The organism is Wolbachia endosymbiont strain TRS of Brugia malayi, assembly GCF_000008385.1.
Lineage (GTDB): Bacteria > Pseudomonadota > Alphaproteobacteria > Rickettsiales > Anaplasmataceae > Wolbachia.
The window spans coordinates 458415-474281 of the sequence record NC_006833.1 but is presented as its reverse complement, the minus strand read 5'-3'; the positions used below and the strand labels follow the sequence as shown (position 1 = coordinate 474281).

The 15867-nt window shown below is 34.8% G+C and carries 11 protein-coding genes; 6 read left to right on the top strand and 5 right to left on the bottom strand.

What is annotated here, in order from left to right; translation table 11 throughout:
• Window positions 1-636 precede the first annotated feature (636 nt).
• The 5 genes from uvrC to WBM_RS02170 all read right to left on the bottom strand — a co-directional run bounded on the left by uvrC (window position 637) and on the right by WBM_RS02170 (window position 6656).
• The gene (gene uvrC / locus WBM_RS02190; RefSeq protein WP_011256570.1) at window positions 637-2457 is read right to left on the bottom strand and encodes an excinuclease ABC subunit UvrC; all 1821 of its coding nucleotides are present in this window, start codon (window positions 2455-2457) and stop codon (window positions 637-639) included.
• Entirely contained in the window at window positions 2442-4550 is a 2109-nt protein-coding gene (glyS, locus tag WBM_RS02185) for a glycine--tRNA ligase subunit beta (RefSeq protein WP_011256569.1), read from the bottom strand. Before glyS ends, uvrC begins: the two co-directional genes overlap by 16 nt.
• A gap of 3 nt (window positions 4551-4553) precedes the next feature.
• The gene (locus tag WBM_RS02180; protein WP_011256568.1) at window positions 4554-5393 is read right to left on the bottom strand and encodes a glycine--tRNA ligase subunit alpha; all 840 of its coding nucleotides are present in this window, start codon (window positions 5391-5393) and stop codon (window positions 4554-4556) included.
• 44 nt (window positions 5394-5437) lie between these two features.
• Window positions 5438-6196, bottom strand: coding sequence for a hypothetical protein (locus WBM_RS02175; protein WP_011256567.1), 759 nt, complete (start codon window positions 6194-6196; stop codon window positions 5438-5440).
• Window positions 6197-6425: 229 nt separating this feature from the next.
• The gene (locus WBM_RS02170) at window positions 6426-6656 is read right to left on the bottom strand and encodes a hypothetical protein (RefSeq protein WP_011256566.1); all 231 of its coding nucleotides are present in this window, start codon (window positions 6654-6656) and stop codon (window positions 6426-6428) included.
• Window positions 6657-6936: 280 nt separating this feature from the next.
• On the opposite strand from WBM_RS02170, the gene icd reads away from it, so the two are divergent.
• The 6 genes from icd to WBM_RS02145 all read left to right on the top strand — a co-directional run bounded on the left by icd (window position 6937) and on the right by WBM_RS02145 (window position 15822).
• The gene (gene icd, locus WBM_RS02165; RefSeq protein WP_011256565.1) at window positions 6937-8364 is read left to right on the top strand and encodes an isocitrate dehydrogenase; all 1428 of its coding nucleotides are present in this window, start codon (window positions 6937-6939) and stop codon (window positions 8362-8364) included.
• Between the two features lie 131 nt (window positions 8365-8495).
• Window positions 8496-8639 carry a hypothetical protein gene (locus WBM_RS05730; protein WP_158676327.1) on the top strand — a complete coding sequence of 48 codons (144 nt, stop codon included), beginning with the start codon at window positions 8496-8498 and terminating at the stop codon, window positions 8637-8639.
• A 431-nt stretch (window positions 8640-9070) separates the two neighbouring features.
• A complete protein-coding gene (locus WBM_RS05395; RefSeq protein ID WP_011256564.1) occupies window positions 9071-9574 on the top strand; it encodes a hypothetical protein in 504 nt (167 codons plus the stop codon).
• Between the two features lie 191 nt (window positions 9575-9765).
• The gene (nth, locus tag WBM_RS02155) at window positions 9766-10404 is read left to right on the top strand and encodes an endonuclease III (protein WP_011256563.1); all 639 of its coding nucleotides are present in this window, start codon (window positions 9766-9768) and stop codon (window positions 10402-10404) included.
• Window positions 10405-11024: 620 nt separating this feature from the next.
• Window positions 11025-12353: a tRNA (N6-isopentenyl adenosine(37)-C2)-methylthiotransferase MiaB gene (miaB, locus tag WBM_RS02150; RefSeq protein ID WP_041571560.1), complete on the top strand. Its 1329-nt coding sequence runs from the start codon at window positions 11025-11027 to the stop codon at window positions 12351-12353.
• A 64-nt stretch (window positions 12354-12417) separates the two neighbouring features.
• Window positions 12418-15822 (top strand): class I tRNA ligase family protein, encoded by a 3405-nt coding sequence (locus tag WBM_RS02145; protein ID WP_011256561.1) that lies wholly within the window; start codon window positions 12418-12420, stop codon window positions 15820-15822.
• Window positions 15823-15867 lie beyond the last annotated feature (45 nt).

Sequence of the window (15867 nt, the reverse complement as noted above, 5' to 3'; positions counted from 1 at the left end):
AAAGCGTTTGAAAAACAGAAAGGTAGATTGAATAGAGATATTGAGATACTCATTGATGGCTATATCACAAAACATAATCTTGAGTAGGAAGAGAGGAGATTAAGTCAAAGTATTGAAAGGCTCACTTACAGTTATAATAAAGGGGATATATAAACAAGGGAGAGTTTGAGTGGATAATAAAAAAGAGAGAGCAAGATTTGGAGAAGGTTAAAAAGCAAAAGGAAAAGATAAAAAATCAGGAAGCAGTACAACGGGAGTTGGCTAGTGTATCACAAACAGCTTAAAGAGGTTTTCCCCTAGTGTTAAGTCAGAGCTTGACCAATTGCATTGGATAGACAGACGTAGTGTAATAAAGAAATTAGTCAAAGAGAATTAAGGTTAGCCTTGATCCCATAACATAGCGTTTCAAATAAAAAAGTTTGTCTAACCTTACCCAAAATGGATGAAGTCAAAATATATAACGTTATCACAGGAGTTTTGACTCAATATAAACCCTAAAAACTGTTGCTTTCATTATCTCGCTCCTCAAAAGATTATAAACAGGTTCTTAAAATGAGATGGGCTCAATAAGGTGCAATGTGGTTTGAGGCAAAAATTTAAAGTCTTTTCGCTTGTATCTTAACTACACCTCTGCATCTATTCTTTATTATCTACGTGTTTAAGGATAACTTCTGCTAACTCCTTACTAATTCTAGCTACATTTTGAATTTCAGCTAGAGAAGCTTTGCTTATGTTTTCTACCGAACCAAAATGAGACATCAACGCATTTTTTCTTTTATCACCGATGCTGGTTATTTTGCTTAACGGTGAAACAAAAAACTGCTTATCACGTTTTTTTCTGTGCGAGGTTATTGCAAAACGATGAGCTTCGTTGCGTAGCGATTGTAGGTAAAGCATGACTTTGCTATCATTTTTCAAAGTAAAATCCTCTCTGTTTGGCATATAAAATCTCTCATTCCCTGCATTGCGGTAAGAGCCTTTTGCCATACAAGCAAAAGGAACATTTATATTTAATGTGTTCAACACATTCTGCACTACGGAAATATGCCCTGGACCACCGTCAATCAGTAGAAAATCAGGAACCACGTCCTTTGTATTGTTGGAGAAACGTCTGGTTAGCACTTCCCTCATCATTTCATAGTCATCTCCTAAAATTTCTCCTTTGATAGTAAATTTTCTGTATTCACTTTTTAAAAAACCTTCCTTTCCTGCAACAACCATGACACCAACTTGTTGATTTCCAGATGTATGGCTATTATCATAAACTTCGACACGTTTTGGAATATTGGGTAACAGGAAAATTTTGCTAAGCTCTTCAAATTTTTCTAGGTTGTTTTTATAATCAGTGAGCTTTTGCTCTAGGCTACGCTGTGAGTTATCATAAACAAATTTTAACAAATTATGTTCTTTTTTACTTTTTGCATGCAAGGCTTTTATTGGTTTGTGAGTAACATTATGCAGTGCTTGCTCTATAATTTCCTTACCCGTAACAAAGTCAGAAACATAAATTTGTGCTGGAGGTATGTTAGCTGAATTATACAATTTGATTAAAAAGGTGGATAAAATTTCATCATCTGGATGATCACTACAGTTTTCGACAAAGTAAGGAGTGCTTCCATAGTTATCTTTATTTCTGAATGATAACACACCAATACACGCCAGATCCTCTTTACGTGCAATGCCGAAAAAATCTGCATCTTTTTCAAAAGAAAAATCCATTGACTGCATTTGAATTTGTTCAAGGAATTTTAACCGATCTCTATATATAGCAGCAAGCTCATAGTTCTCTTCTTTGCTACACTTTTCCATTGTAGAGGATAACTGTTTTTTCACTTTCTCATTCCTTCCAAGCAACGTGTCTCGTGTTTGTTTTACTGATTGACAGTAATCATCTTTTGTAATTTTACCAACGCATGGTGCTGAGCAGCGCTTAATTTGATATTCAATACATGGCCTTTTTGTTGAGGCAAAATATTGATCTGAACATACTCTCAAAAGAAAAGTTTTTTGCAATGACAACATAGTTTGCTTAACAGCAGCGACAGATATAAAGGGACCATAATAGTGAAATTCACCTTTTTTGAATTTTCCTCTATATTGCGCTATTCTTGGGTAATTGTGCTTGGAAATCACTATATAAGGATAAGATCTTCCATCCTTGAATATAATATTGTAAGGTGGCTTCAATGATTTGATTAGTCGTGCTTCAAGAAGTAGTGCATCTATTTCATTTTCAGTGACGAGTACTTCAACCTTAATAACTTGCGAGAGCATAAATTTAGTTCGTTCAGAAAGATTTTCGTATCGAAGGTAGTTAGATAACCTTGATTTTAAGTTTTTTGCCTTTCCAACATATAAAACTTTGTCCTTATCTCCAATCATTTGATACACACCACAAGATTGTGGAGATAACTCGATTTGTTTCTTTATTGCTTGAATATTTATGACATAGCCCATTGTTTAACTTGTATAAGGTTAAAACATGCTACTAAATGAAACGTGGAAGCTACATTAGCAAGCAAAGACAATCTATTTCTTCTTAGCTTATCAGAATCGCAGTTGATCTTTACACTGTTCATAAATTGATTAATAAATGGGGTAAAACGGATAAGCTCATCAAGCGCTGCGTTAAAGTTGCCACTTTGCATTGCTTGTTTAATGTTTCTACAAGCAGTTATAGCATAATCTGATAATACCATTTCTTCGCTTTCAATTAAAAACTTCTTATTATAGGGTGCACTGTAAGCAGTATTATCATTTTTTTCTGCTTTGTTAACTATGTTACTGACCCTTTTATAAGTGCTCAGGATCTGCTTGCCTTCAGGCGTATTAAGGTAACGATCCAATATAACAGTTTGCCTTTCTGCTGTGAGCAGATCATTAATATCATCTTTACACAATATTGAATCTACAATATCTTGCCTTATATCTCTGTTTTTTAAAATAACCCTGAATCTTTCTAAGCAAAACTTAAGCACCAGTTCTGCTCTACTTAACTTATGGGGGTGATCAACTGACGTTACATCTTTAGTAAATACAAGCTTGGGGTATAAAGATACTGATTTATCTATCAATAGCCTGATCGGAATGTGCAAATTATTTTCAAGTATCATTCTAATTATACCTATTGCCATTCTCCGTAAACCAAACTGATCATACGAGCCGGAAATCTTTTCACCTGCTGCAATTAAACCAACCAAACTATCTATCTTATCAGCAATGGACATAACAATTGCGGCAGAAGACTTAGGGCACTCTTGCTCTGGCCCAATTGGCTTATAATGTTCAGTTATAGCTTCTACTATCTCCCTATCTTCTTGGAAATAAGAAGCATAATATCCACCCATTATTCCTTGCAATTCTGGAAATTCTTTTACTATCAATGTTGCTAGATCAGCTTTTGCTAAATATGCGGCACGCCCAATTTTAATTAGTGAAACACGTGGAACATATATTGCTATGTACTTTGATAAAGTTATAATGCGCTTTACTTTTTCTCCAACACTACCAAGAGAAGCATGGAATAATATAGAATCTAATTTTTTGACATAATAATCCAGATTTTCCTTTTTGTCCTGAGATATCAAAAATTGGGCGTCAGCAAGACGCGCTTCCAATATTCTTGCGTGTCCTTTAACAACTTCATCATTGTTAACATTCACAACAGTAATAAAATGTGAAATTTTCTGTCCATTGCTCAAAGCAAGGTACTTTTGCTGTGTATTAATTATGCTAAGAATTACTTCCTTTGGTAACCCCAATAATTTCTCTTGGTTCACTTCACCAAATAATACGATTGGCCACTCTATAAGTCCTGTCAGTTCATTTAGTAAATAATCATTTTTTTCAAGTTGTAAATTCTGCTCCTTCGTAAATTTGTTAATCTGATCCAATATAAATTGCTTTCTTTTGCCCGGCTGAAGGATTACGTTGTTTTTCTCTAGCAATTCAAAGTAGTCTTTAGGTGTTTTAACAGTTAATGCTGTGCCACTTGAGAGAAACCTATGGCCATATGTTATGTTGCATACTGTTATCCCTGCAAAAGATATAGGTATTATCTCGTTATTTAAAGTACATAAAATATTCTTAATTGGCCTAACCCATCTTTCTTTTCTTTCACTCCACCTCATACTTTTTGGCCAAGAGAAATTTTTGAGCATTTCCTCTAGTTGACTTTTGAGGAATTCTTTGATGTTAAATGAGTAAACGTCCTTTTTAAGGTAGTAAAAGTCTACATTATTCACCTTGCGAACAAGTAGATCTGTTTCACTTTTTTTATTCTTCCTTAAAAAACCTTCGATGGCACTTTTTGATGCGTTGACATTTGGTCCTTTAATTTCATCGTTAGAACCTTTTAGCCCAGAAATGCTTATATTGTCAACAAAAAGAGTGATGCGACGTGCCGTTATAAAAACTTCTATAGATGCAAATTTCACATTATTTTTATTGAAAGCATTAGTGATATAATTCTTAACTTGAGCTGCAGCTGAGTTCTGCATTCTTGATGGTATTTCTTCTGAAAGGCATTCAAACAATAATTGTGATGACATATGTTACTTACTCATATATAACTCACAACATTTTTTTGTCAGCTCTCTCACTCTACCAATATATGCTGTGCGTTCATTTACGCCAAGTATACCTCTTGCATCGAGCAGATTAAGCAGATGACTAGTTTTAACACATTGGTCATAAGCTGCTACCGGTAACTCTTTTTCGATAAGAAATTTACACAGTTTTTCTGTATCTTCAAATTGCTGTTGTACTACTTCGGTATTATAATAGTCTAATGCCAGATAAGAAAGTTCATACTCTCTTTGCTTAAAAATATCTCCGTAAGTTATACCATTGTCATTCCATATTATATCATAAACATTATTTACACCTTGTATGCACATTGCTAAACGTTCCAACCCGTACGCCACTTCACCAGGGATTATTCTGCAATTAATACTTCCTATTTGCTGTATATAAGTAAGTTGTGTTACTTCCATTCCGTTGCATGTCACCTCCCACCCAAGGCCTGATGCGCCAACACTTGGATTCTCCCAATCATCTTCGATAAACTTAATATCATATTTTTCTGTGGATATGCCAAGAGCCCTCAAGCTACTTAAATAGACATCTTGCAAATTATTACCAGATGGCTTTATTATAACCTGGTATTGATGATGTTGATATAAGCGATTAGGATTGTCACCATAGCGTCCATCTGCTGGCCTAACTACTGGTTGTAGATATGCAATTTTTGTTGGTTTTACGTCAATTGCTGACATGATTGTTGCAGGATGCAATGTTCCAGCCCCAACTTCAGACGTATATGGGTGGAGTATGGTACATCCTTCACCAATCCAAAAATCTTGTAATTCTTTTATTATGCTTTGTAGATTCACGCAAACTACACACTTTTTATACTGAATATATAAACAAATAAGTACTATTCAATACTTATTTTTTTAACAGTGTTATGTAAATAGTCGCCTAAAACCGCTGAACTTTCTTTCATATACTGAATTATGCTCTTGTTTAGGATAATTGCATTATGCATAATGAGGTCGCAGAATATAAATGCAGTTAAATATAGCAAAATTACCGCATAAAAGGTATGGAAAATCCCTTCAAATGTGATTGATATTGCATTGTTATAACTGAGCTGTATTGAACCTATTGGCCAAGGTTTTATCACTTCTACAAAGTTAAAAAATATATAAGGTATTATAAAAAAGAAGAATAAGTGCATGAAATCATTAAACCAAAACGGACATTGAAGTATCTGCTTGCATACATTTCCATAGAGGTTACTCACAGTATAATAAATTGACATTATTGCTGGCATTGAAAGTGCAACAGTCAGTACCTGTCCTGACGCTATTTGTATTACTATGTTTTCATCACTGCTTGCTGAAGGGTCCTGGGCGTGAAAAATAGATATTCCAACTAATTGCAGTATTAACATAACTACCGCCAGCTTCATAAAAATAGCAGCCACGACTATGCCGGAACTTGGCATCTTATATAGTATAAAATCGCCTCCATATGTGAGAATTAATGTAATGTCGGCAACAAGTAATATTAAAAAAGAAGACCAATAGTTCTGCCAACCTGGTAAATATCCTATTCCTAGAAAAGAGCTTACTGTTTTAGCAGGAAAAATCTTGCCTAATATCTTCCCCAGAATTGTCCACAAAATTCCCATATACTTAAGTAATGTTCAGCTAACAAGACTATAATACTTTATTGTAATAGACTTATCAATAGTTCAAAACACGATTGAAGGGTTTTGCGTGATATCGACAGCTAAAGAAAAATATCAACTAAGTTTATAATCTATTACTACTGTTTTTGCAATTTTACCGTAAAGAAATTGCTTACGCTGGCTAAAGATTGCAAATAATATAATTAAGATTGGTACAACTATGAATAGATTAGAAATATTGAGTAGTGTGTGATAGATTATAAAATACGACACTCCAAAAGTTGCTGTTCTGTTTATTGCTTGTGTTAGAGTATTTTTCAAGTGTATTCTCGTCTTTTACACGCATGCAAAGTAATAATTGTTCTGGAGTACCACCAAATTCTATTATCGTAAATACATAAAATGTTAATTCCAATATTACCCCTATTACTTGTATAATTACTGCTTTATCTAAAATCATTCAGTCACATTGAGTAATAGAGAAGGCGCTAAGGTAATCGAATAGTAAATCCAATGACAAATCCTATTCCCTGTGCTAAGATGTAATCAATGGCAAATGTAAGGATACGTCTTATAGTTCTTGCATAACTTATTTTAGTATCCATGCACTGCCCGTGTTTCCTGATGTTATAATTAGTATGAAAGCACATTATTAAATAATTATAAATATACTAATTTGTATAATATTGACCCGCCCTATTATTTGAACTAATATAAAATCACTTATAGTTAGGGAAGTTATGTCAACACCAATCACAGTTGCATATGGTGACGGTATCGGGCCAGAAATTATGGAAGCGGTGCTGTCGATGCTGCGCGAAGCAGAGGCAAAGATTTCAATAGATGTTATTGAAATAGGAGAGCGTGTTTATAATAAGGAATGGTCTTACGGAATTTCTCCAAGTGGTTGGGAGTCTATTGAAAGAACAAAGGTATTGCTCAAGTCTCCGACAACAACTTCACAAGGTAAAGGGCACAAAAGCTTAAATGTTGCACTCAGAAAAAGTCTAGGGTTATATGCAAACATCAGGCCATGCACTTCATATCATCCTGTTATAGAAAATAAATTCGATAGGTTTGATATTGTAGTGATACGCGAAAATGAAGAGGACGTTTATACAGGAATAGAGCATAGGCTTACTGGTAATTCCTACCAGTGCACTAAAATTATTACTAGATCTGGCTCAGAGAAAATATGCAGATACGCTTTTAATTATGCAAAAAGACACAATAGGAAGAAAGTAACTTGCCTAACTAAAGATAACATAATGAAAATGACTGATGGCATTTTCCATACAGCATTTGATTCTATTGCAAAAGAATATCCAGATATAAAGGCAGAACATTATATAGTTGACATTGGAATGGCACGTGTTGCCACAGAACCTGAAAATTTCGATGTTATAGTAACTGAGAACCTATATGGCGATATATTGTCAGACATAGTAGCACAAACCTCAGGTTCTGTAGGGCTTGCTGGAAGTAGTAATATAGGTAGTGAATATGCAATGTTTGAAGCAGTTCATGGTTCTGCTCCTAATATTGCAGGAAAAAACATAGCTAATCCTTCTGGCCTTTTAAATGCCGCGGTGCATATGTTGATCTATATAGGTCAGGCAGATGTTGCAAAATTAGTTCACGATGCATGGCTAAAGACTTTGGAGGATGGGATACACACTGCTGATTTGTATAAAGAGAAGAAGAGTAAACAGAAAGTTGGTACGAAAGAGTTTGCAGAGGCTGTTATAGATAATATAGGAAAGAAACCTGGAATATTGCCTGAGCTTATAATTAGCAATGGTGTAAGTAGTAAAATTAGTAAAATACAAGGTAACTGTGAACAAGACTATAAAGTTAGGAAACTGGTTGGTAGCGACATAACGCTCGCTTGGGACAAATCCAGCAATTTTAATCAAATAGTGAAATTATTTGAGTCAAGTAATCCAAAGGTTATAGCAATATACTCAAAAGGGCTGGCGATCTGGCCTGGAGACTCAAAATCTTTGAGTGACCAAGTAACTTGCAGGTTTATTGCAAATAACGAAAAGAAAACTATCACAAACATTGATGTAAACAACCTGCTAATCAAACTTGAAAGAAATAGCTTTGATGTGGTGAGAATGGATAAGTTGTATTTGTATGATGAGAAAGAAGGGTTCTTTTCTTAAGTTATTGTTGAGAGTTTTAGCTCCATGCAATATTTAATTTATTATGTTAAGAGCACGTAATGTTTGTATAGGATATAGTAGTGAGTGAACATTTTAAATTAACTAATCAGTAGTTTCGCGATAAAGCTGATTTGTTTAGCTTATTGAAAATAAAGGCTGAGCAAGTTGTAGATAAGAATTACGAAGAGCTTAGCAGAATTTTAAAGAAGCAGCATAGGAAATTGATACTTGTAGATCATTCTGATAAAGGTGGAGAAGGAAATAGATTTATATAGATTTATCAGGCTTATGAAGAGCTGAAAAATATATTAAATCTTTAGAGTTAGGAAATCCTTGTGTTAAAGTTAACGTTAGTGCTGAAGGTGATGGGCGTTCAACAGTACGTGAATTTCATTATAGAAAGAAATTATTTGAAAAATTGAATATCACTGAAGAAGAAGCAGTTGGAAAAATTACGTAAAATTAATGTCTATATTAAAGAGTAAAGGCCTTTTGTTTGAAGAAAACTAAAAAACTGGATTAAGCTTATAAGTTAAATGGAAAAGTTTTACAAGATCCAAGTTTAGGTATCTTCAAAAAAGAGATAGAAATTAAAAAGTTGACACAAGAACTGAATCAATGTTAAGTAAAGCCAGATATACAATTATCCAATTATATTGTTTCCCTAGAAAAAGGTGGAAGTTCAGTTGAAGAGGATAAAAAGGCCTTGACGTTAGAATTTATAGTGCGTAAAAATGCTTTACTAAATATCGGAAAAGAAAGCACTTTACCTTTAGCTCTATTAACTACCATTACTGTAGGCTGTTACTTGTCATGGTGGATAGTAGCATTTAATATTGTTTGTGAATACGTTGTTTATAAGTTAGCGAGCCATTATATGGCTAAGTATGGAAATAGTGAAATTTCTACTTATGGGTTTATGAACAAAATGAACTATATTGCGCTAGGCAGTAAACCTCTTTTTACCTATCTTATTGCTGCTTTTTCTGTTTATTTACTTACAACAAATTTTATTGCTAATGGATTAACTGTTGGTGTAGGTATACTTGGTTCTCTGCTTGCATTAGCAATATTAATTGAAGTGCTAGCTCCTGTCTTCTCAAGAGGTTGTAAAATATATGCTGAAAAGCATACAAGAGACTTACTTGATGAAGGTCCAAAAGATAGAGTACAAAAGGAAACTGATCTGTTAGGGGAGTATGGTACATGAAAACTGTTAATGTCAATAATTATATCCCTTGTTAGGAAGTGTTTTGCAGAAGTGGCAAACAAGTTTGCTGAAAGGGAATTTTGATGAAGTAAACATAATGTATCTGGTGTTAACACTAAGTACCATAACCATGGAACAATTGGATTTATATGGTAGGATATTACAGTATAGTATAAGTTTTAGCTCTATGCATGGATTCAGAAAAAATAGAATTGATATTTGAGAAATTAAAGCAATCGAATCCTATACCGAAAATAGAGCTAAGTTATACCAATCATTTTACATTACTGGTTGCGATAGTTCTATCTGCACGTACAACTGATGTAAGTGTTAATAAAATTACAAAAGAGCTATTTAGCATCGCTAATACGCCAGAAAAGATGCTGAATCTTGGGCAGAGCGAGCTTAAGAAACACATAAGCAGTATTGGTTTATATAATTCCAAAGCAAAAAACATAATTGAGCTCAGCAGAATATTAGTTGAGCGGCACACTAGTAAAGTGCCTACCAATTTTGACGACTTGGTGTCTTTGCCAGGAGTTGGAAGAAAGAGTGCTAATGTATTTTTAAATTCGGGACTTGGCATTCCAACATTGGCAGTTGATACTCATGTTTTTAGAGTGAGCAATAAAATTGGCCTTGTGAAAGAAAAAGACGTGTTCAAAACAGAGAAATCTCTTTTAAATGTAGTTCCAAAAAAATACCTACTCTATGCTCATCATTGGCTAGTTTTACATGGTAGATATGTTTGCAAAGCACAAAAACCCTCGTGTAAAACATGCATAATTCATGATTTATGTGAGTTTGAGTGCAAAAGGTATAAAGTCTAGTATTTCTTCTCTTGTAGTTTATAGAAATGTGGCTAAAAAACTACTTGATAAACCTTACCAATCCTTTATCATGAGATTGAAGGTGTTTATTTATCCTCAACCTGTACAGATTAAACGACAAGAGTATAACGGGGCTGGCTTCTTATTTTTTAACTTTTGCACTATGTACACCTCATGCCTTTATAAATCTTACCTAGATTTCAGGTTTTTACCTATACAAATCGAAACGCACCTATAAAACGTTTAAGACAGCATAGTACGGCAATTTACAGGATTAGAGAGTGAGCAACTTCTATATGGAGTCCTTTTACCTTTTTTCTTTACTTGATAAATTTCTTAATATTTGTGGTCCAATGTGTAAAAGTGAGATCCCAGTGTCAACTGCTTAAATGACAAGAAGGGGCACTAGAATGACACCACCTTGGTGGACTAAAATTACAATATTCGTACAGCTATGTGCTTGACACTAGAATCGAGTTTTTTGTATTATTCCATAAAAATCTATTATACATACTTGTGATAAGTACACCAGCGCCATGTGCTGGAACGATATCGGTGCATGTGTTTAGACATTTACGTATAGAGTGAAAAGATTAAAAAACATGCCAAATAATAAAAGCATGAAAAGCTTATATATCAAAACTTATGGCTGTCAAATGAACGTTTATGACTCCATTTTAATGGAAAATATAATTAAACCTTTGGGGTTTAACGTTGTTAATGATGTAGAAAAAGCTGATTTGGTAATACTTAATACCTGTCATATTAGAGAGAAAGCAGCAGAAAAGCTTTATTCTGAGCTTGGGAAAATTCATTCATCAAGAAAAAATAAAGAAATTACTATAGTGGCAGCGGGATGTGTTGCACAAGCAGAGGGAGAAGAAATATTTAGAAGAGCACCTTTTGTTGATATTGTTGTTGGCCCACAGAGCATAACTACCCTGCCAGAGCTGATAGTTAAAGCAAGCAGAAGTAAAGGTCATGTGATAAACACTGATTTTCCTAAGGTTATGAAGTTTGATAGATTATCAGATGAATGCTATGGTAATAGCCAAGGATCTTCTGCATTTCTTTCTATACAAGAGGGTTGCGATAAGTTTTGTACATTTTGTGTGGTGCCATATACTCGCGGAGCTGAATATTCACGTCCAGTAAATGAAATATTCCGTGAAGCATTGAAATTAGTTGCAAATGGGGCAAAAGAAATCAATTTACTTGGTCAGAACGTTAATGCTTATCATGGCGAATACGAAGGGGAAGTGTGGGATTTAGGAAAATTAATTAGTCATATTGCTAAAATTGAAAAACTAGAAAGAATTCGCTATACGACTTCTCACCCAAGGGATATGCATGAGTCTCTTTACTTGGCACATGCGGAGGCACCAAAACTTATGCCATTTATTCACCTGCCTGTGCAGTCAGGTTCGAATAAGATATTGCGTGCAATGAACAGAAAATACACTACAGAGGAATATTTAGAAATAATAGAAAGATTTCGCAAATTGAAACCCAAAATCGAATTTTCCTCTGACTTTATCGTTGGTTTTCCTGGAGAAACCGAAAAAGACTTTGAAGGGACTATAAAATTAGTGGAAAGAGTTAGGTATGCTCAGGCTTATAGCTTTAAATACAGCACAAGGCCAGGTACGCCAGGGGCAGAAAGAAAAGATCAGGTACCAGAAAAGGTTAAAACAGAACGCCTCCTTCATTTACAGAAGTTGATTAATAAGCAACAACTTGAGTTTAACCAGAGTATGGTAGGTAAAACTATACCTGTTCTATTTAGCAATAAAAAAGGTAAACACCAAAACCAAATTATTGGTAAAAGCCCATATATGCAATCGGTGTGCATTGATGATCCTGAAGATAAATGTAGAGATAAGATAGTGAATGTAAGGATATTGGAAGCTTGGCAAAATAGCCTATTAGGGCGTGAACTACAGGAATGAATTTGTTTTTTTGAATTTGTAATTTTCCAGAAAGTTATATACCTTTTAGTTTTAAATAGTGAACATGAAGCCAAAGCATTACCCTGATACAATAAGCAGCCCTGATTTTTCATCATTAGAAAAGGAAATCATAAAATTTTGGCAGGAAAACAAAATTTTTGAGCAGTCAGTTGAGAAACGTTCTAAGGATAATTGTTTTGTCTTTTACGATGGACCTCCATTTGCAAATGGACTTCCACATTATGGGCACTTACTCACTGGCTTCATAAAGGATGCATTTGCGAGATATCAAACTATGCTTCAAAAAAAGGTTGAACGTAGATTTGGTTGGGATTGTCATGGGCTGCCAGCTGAGATGGGGGCAGAAAAGGAACTTGGAATATCTGGCAGAACTGAGATAGAAAAATTTGGCATTGAAAAATTCAATAACTATTGCCGTACTTCTGTGATGAAATTTTCATCAGAATGGGAAAAGTATGTAAATAGGCAGGCAAGGTGGGTAGATTTTCATAATGACTATAAGACCATGGATAGGTCATTCATGGAGTCGGTCATATGGGCGTTTAAGCAGCTTTATGATAAAGGTCTGGTATATGAATCGGTGCGCGTTGTTCCATACAGTTGGGCATGTGAAACTCCGTTATCTAATTTTGAAACAAGGCTTGATACTGCATATAGGAAAAAGACTAGCAAAGCTGTAACTGTTGCATTTGAGCTTTTAGAAAATCCACAGCAGTTTAAACAAAAATGTAAATTACTTGCCTGGACTACAACTCCTTGGACGTTGCCGAGTAACTTGGCTTTAGCGATAGGAAAAGATATTGAGTATTGTGCAGTGTCAGTTCACTCTTCAGTGTCATTCCAGCACGTGACACTGGAATCTAGAGAAAAAGAAACCTGGATCCCACTGTCAAGAACTGGGATGACAGAAGAAGGCACTGAGACGGTAACAGAGGACAATGAAGTAAGTCTAGTAAATAATGAGATATATATCTTTGCTGAAGACTACCTGGAAAAATTTATCGGTCATTGTGAACAAAACAATATTCCATATGAAAACTGCAATACAAAACTTAAAGCAGATGACCTAGCAGGTCTTTCTTATAAGCCACTGTTTAATTATTTTAAAGGTACGAAGAATGCATTTCGTGTTTTCATTGCTGATTATGTTACAGGAGAAGATGGTACTGGTGTTGTACACACTGCTCCTGGGTTTGGTGAAGAAGATTTTTACTTATGTCAAAGCCATGATATTCCAGCCATTTGTCCAATTGATAACAGTGGAAGATTTACTGCTGAAGTTTCAGATTTAACAGGAATTCACGTTTTTGATACCAATGATGCGATAATAAAGAAGTTAAAAGAGCAAGGAAATTGGTTCAAAACTGAACAATATATACACAATTATCCTCACTGCTGGAGGACTGACACTCCTTTGATTTATCGCGCTATGCCTTCTTGGTACGTTGCTGTAACAAAGTTCAAGGAGAGAATGATTGAGCTGAATAAGAGAGTTAATTGGATACCAACTCACATAAGAGATGGTCAATTTGGAAAGTGGCTTGAAAGAGCACATGATTGGTCGATTTCTCGCAACCGGTTTTGGGGTACGCCAATTCCTATATGGAAATCAGATAATGCAAGATATCCAAGGGTGGATGTATATGGTTCAATAGCAGAATTAGAAAGAGATTTTAATGTTAAAGTGAATGATTTACACAGACCATTTATTGATTCTTTAACAAGACCAAATCCTGATGACCCAACAGGAAAATCGATTATGCGTCGTGTACCTGACGTGTTTGACTGTTGGTTTGAATCTGGCTCGGTGCCATTTGCACAAGTTCACTATCCGTTCGAAAATAAAGAGTGGTTTGAGAGTAACTTCCCCGCAGATTTTATTACTGAATATATAGCACAAACAAGAGGGTGGTTCTATACGCTTTTTGTGTTATCCACTGCTTTATTTGACAGTGAACCATTTAAGAACTGCATATGTCACGGTGTAGTTCTCGATGTAAAAGGACAAAAATTATCCAAACGTTTAAATAATTATGCAGACCCGATGGAGGTTTTTGATAAATATGGTTCTGATGCACTGCGTTTTCTTATGCTTTCTGGATCTATTGTTTGTGGTGGCAATTTATTCCTTAATAAAGAAGGAAGCTCAATACGGGACGTTCTGAAAAACGTAATGAAACCTATTTGGAATAGTTATCACTTTTTTACCATGTACGCAAACGCAGACGGAATTAAAGCTGAAGTTTGTAAGGACTATAAAAGTACTATTGATTCCTACATGATTTTCAAATGCTTTGAGGCTGTGGAAAGTATCCAAGCTTCTATGAGCAACTATAATTCCCAAGAAGCTTGTAAAATTCTGATAGATTTTTTTGAAGTACTAAATAATTGGTATATTCGTCGCAGTCGTGAGCGTTTTTGGAAAAGTAACTTGGACCAAGATAAAACTGATGCTTACAATGTTCTATATACGGTTTTTTATTACATATTAAGAGCCGCAGTTCCTTTGTTGCCACTTATAACAGAGACTATATGGCAGGGGCTTAAGTATAAAGAAATATCTGTTCATTTGGCTGATTTTCCACAGTTAGAGAGGTATGATAGTGAACTCATTGCCAAGATGGATTTGGTAAGAGAAATATGCAACTCTGCATTATCTATTAGAAACACTTTCAATATACGTGTCAGACAGCCACTTGGTAGTATGACCGTTTATCATCAGTCCTCCTGCAGTTTTCTTGAAAGTAAGCCACTTTCTGTTGTTATTCCAAAATTCTCTCCTGTCATCCCAATGCGTGACACCGGGACCCAGAAAGAGAAGAAATGGTCAAACGCCGAGATGAAAACGAGCATGAATGAATACCAAGAGATGATAAAAGATGAAGTAAACGTGAAAGAGCTAAAATTAGTAAATAGCCTTGAAGGTATTGCATCATTGGAGTTGAAACTAAACTTCCCTATGCTTGGGAAAAGAATTCCAGACAAGGTCAAGAAACTAGTTCAATATGTCAAGGAGGGGAAATGGAAGCAAGTTGATAATGAGCAAGTATTTTTAGGCAATGAGTCAGAAAGCTACATTATAGAGAAAGACGAATATGAGCTATTATTAAAGACGAACAGTGAATACTCTTCTGTGTTTGGTGACAACAAAGGGATTGTTATCCTGAATACTGCCTTAGATGATGCTCTGGTTCTAGAGGGGCTTGCAAGAGATGTTGTAAGGCTTATTCAGGAAGCCAGAAAGCAAGCTGACTTTCATATATCCGATAGAATCAGAGTAATAATCAAAACCGAAGATGAGAAAATTAAAAGAGCAATAAATACGTGGGGTGAGTATATAAGAGAGCAGACTCTTTCCTTATCTTTAGAAATTAATATAGAAATTGGAGACAATTTTTATTCTAAAGAATACCAAGATTTAATTGTTGGTATTGAGCTAAATTGTTAACAGTTGTAAATTGTCAGCATTTATGCTATACTTAAGGTAATTGAG

Bases quoted from the DNA above. Each gene is read 5' to 3' on its own strand.
- uvrC (WP_011256570.1), bottom strand. From the start codon at position 2,457: ATGGGCTATGTCATAAATATTCAAGCAATAAAGAAACAAATCGAGTTA.
- glyS (WP_011256569.1), bottom strand. From the start codon at position 4,550: ATGTCATCACAATTATTGTTTGAATGCCTTTCAGAAGAAATACCATCA.
- WBM_RS02175 (WP_011256567.1), bottom strand. From the start codon at position 6,196: ATGGGAATTTTGTGGACAATTCTGGGGAAGATATTAGGCAAGATTTTT.
- WBM_RS02170 (WP_011256566.1), bottom strand. From the start codon at position 6,656: ATGATTTTAGATAAAGCAGTAATTATACAAGTAATAGGGGTAATATTG.
- icd (WP_011256565.1), top strand. From the start codon at position 6,937: ATGTCAACACCAATCACAGTTGCATATGGTGACGGTATCGGGCCAGAA.
- nth (WP_011256563.1), top strand. From the start codon at position 9,766: ATGGATTCAGAAAAAATAGAATTGATATTTGAGAAATTAAAGCAATCG.
- miaB (WP_041571560.1), top strand. From the start codon at position 11,025: ATGAAAAGCTTATATATCAAAACTTATGGCTGTCAAATGAACGTTTAT.
- WBM_RS02145 (WP_011256561.1), top strand. From the start codon at position 12,418: ATGAAGCCAAAGCATTACCCTGATACAATAAGCAGCCCTGATTTTTCA.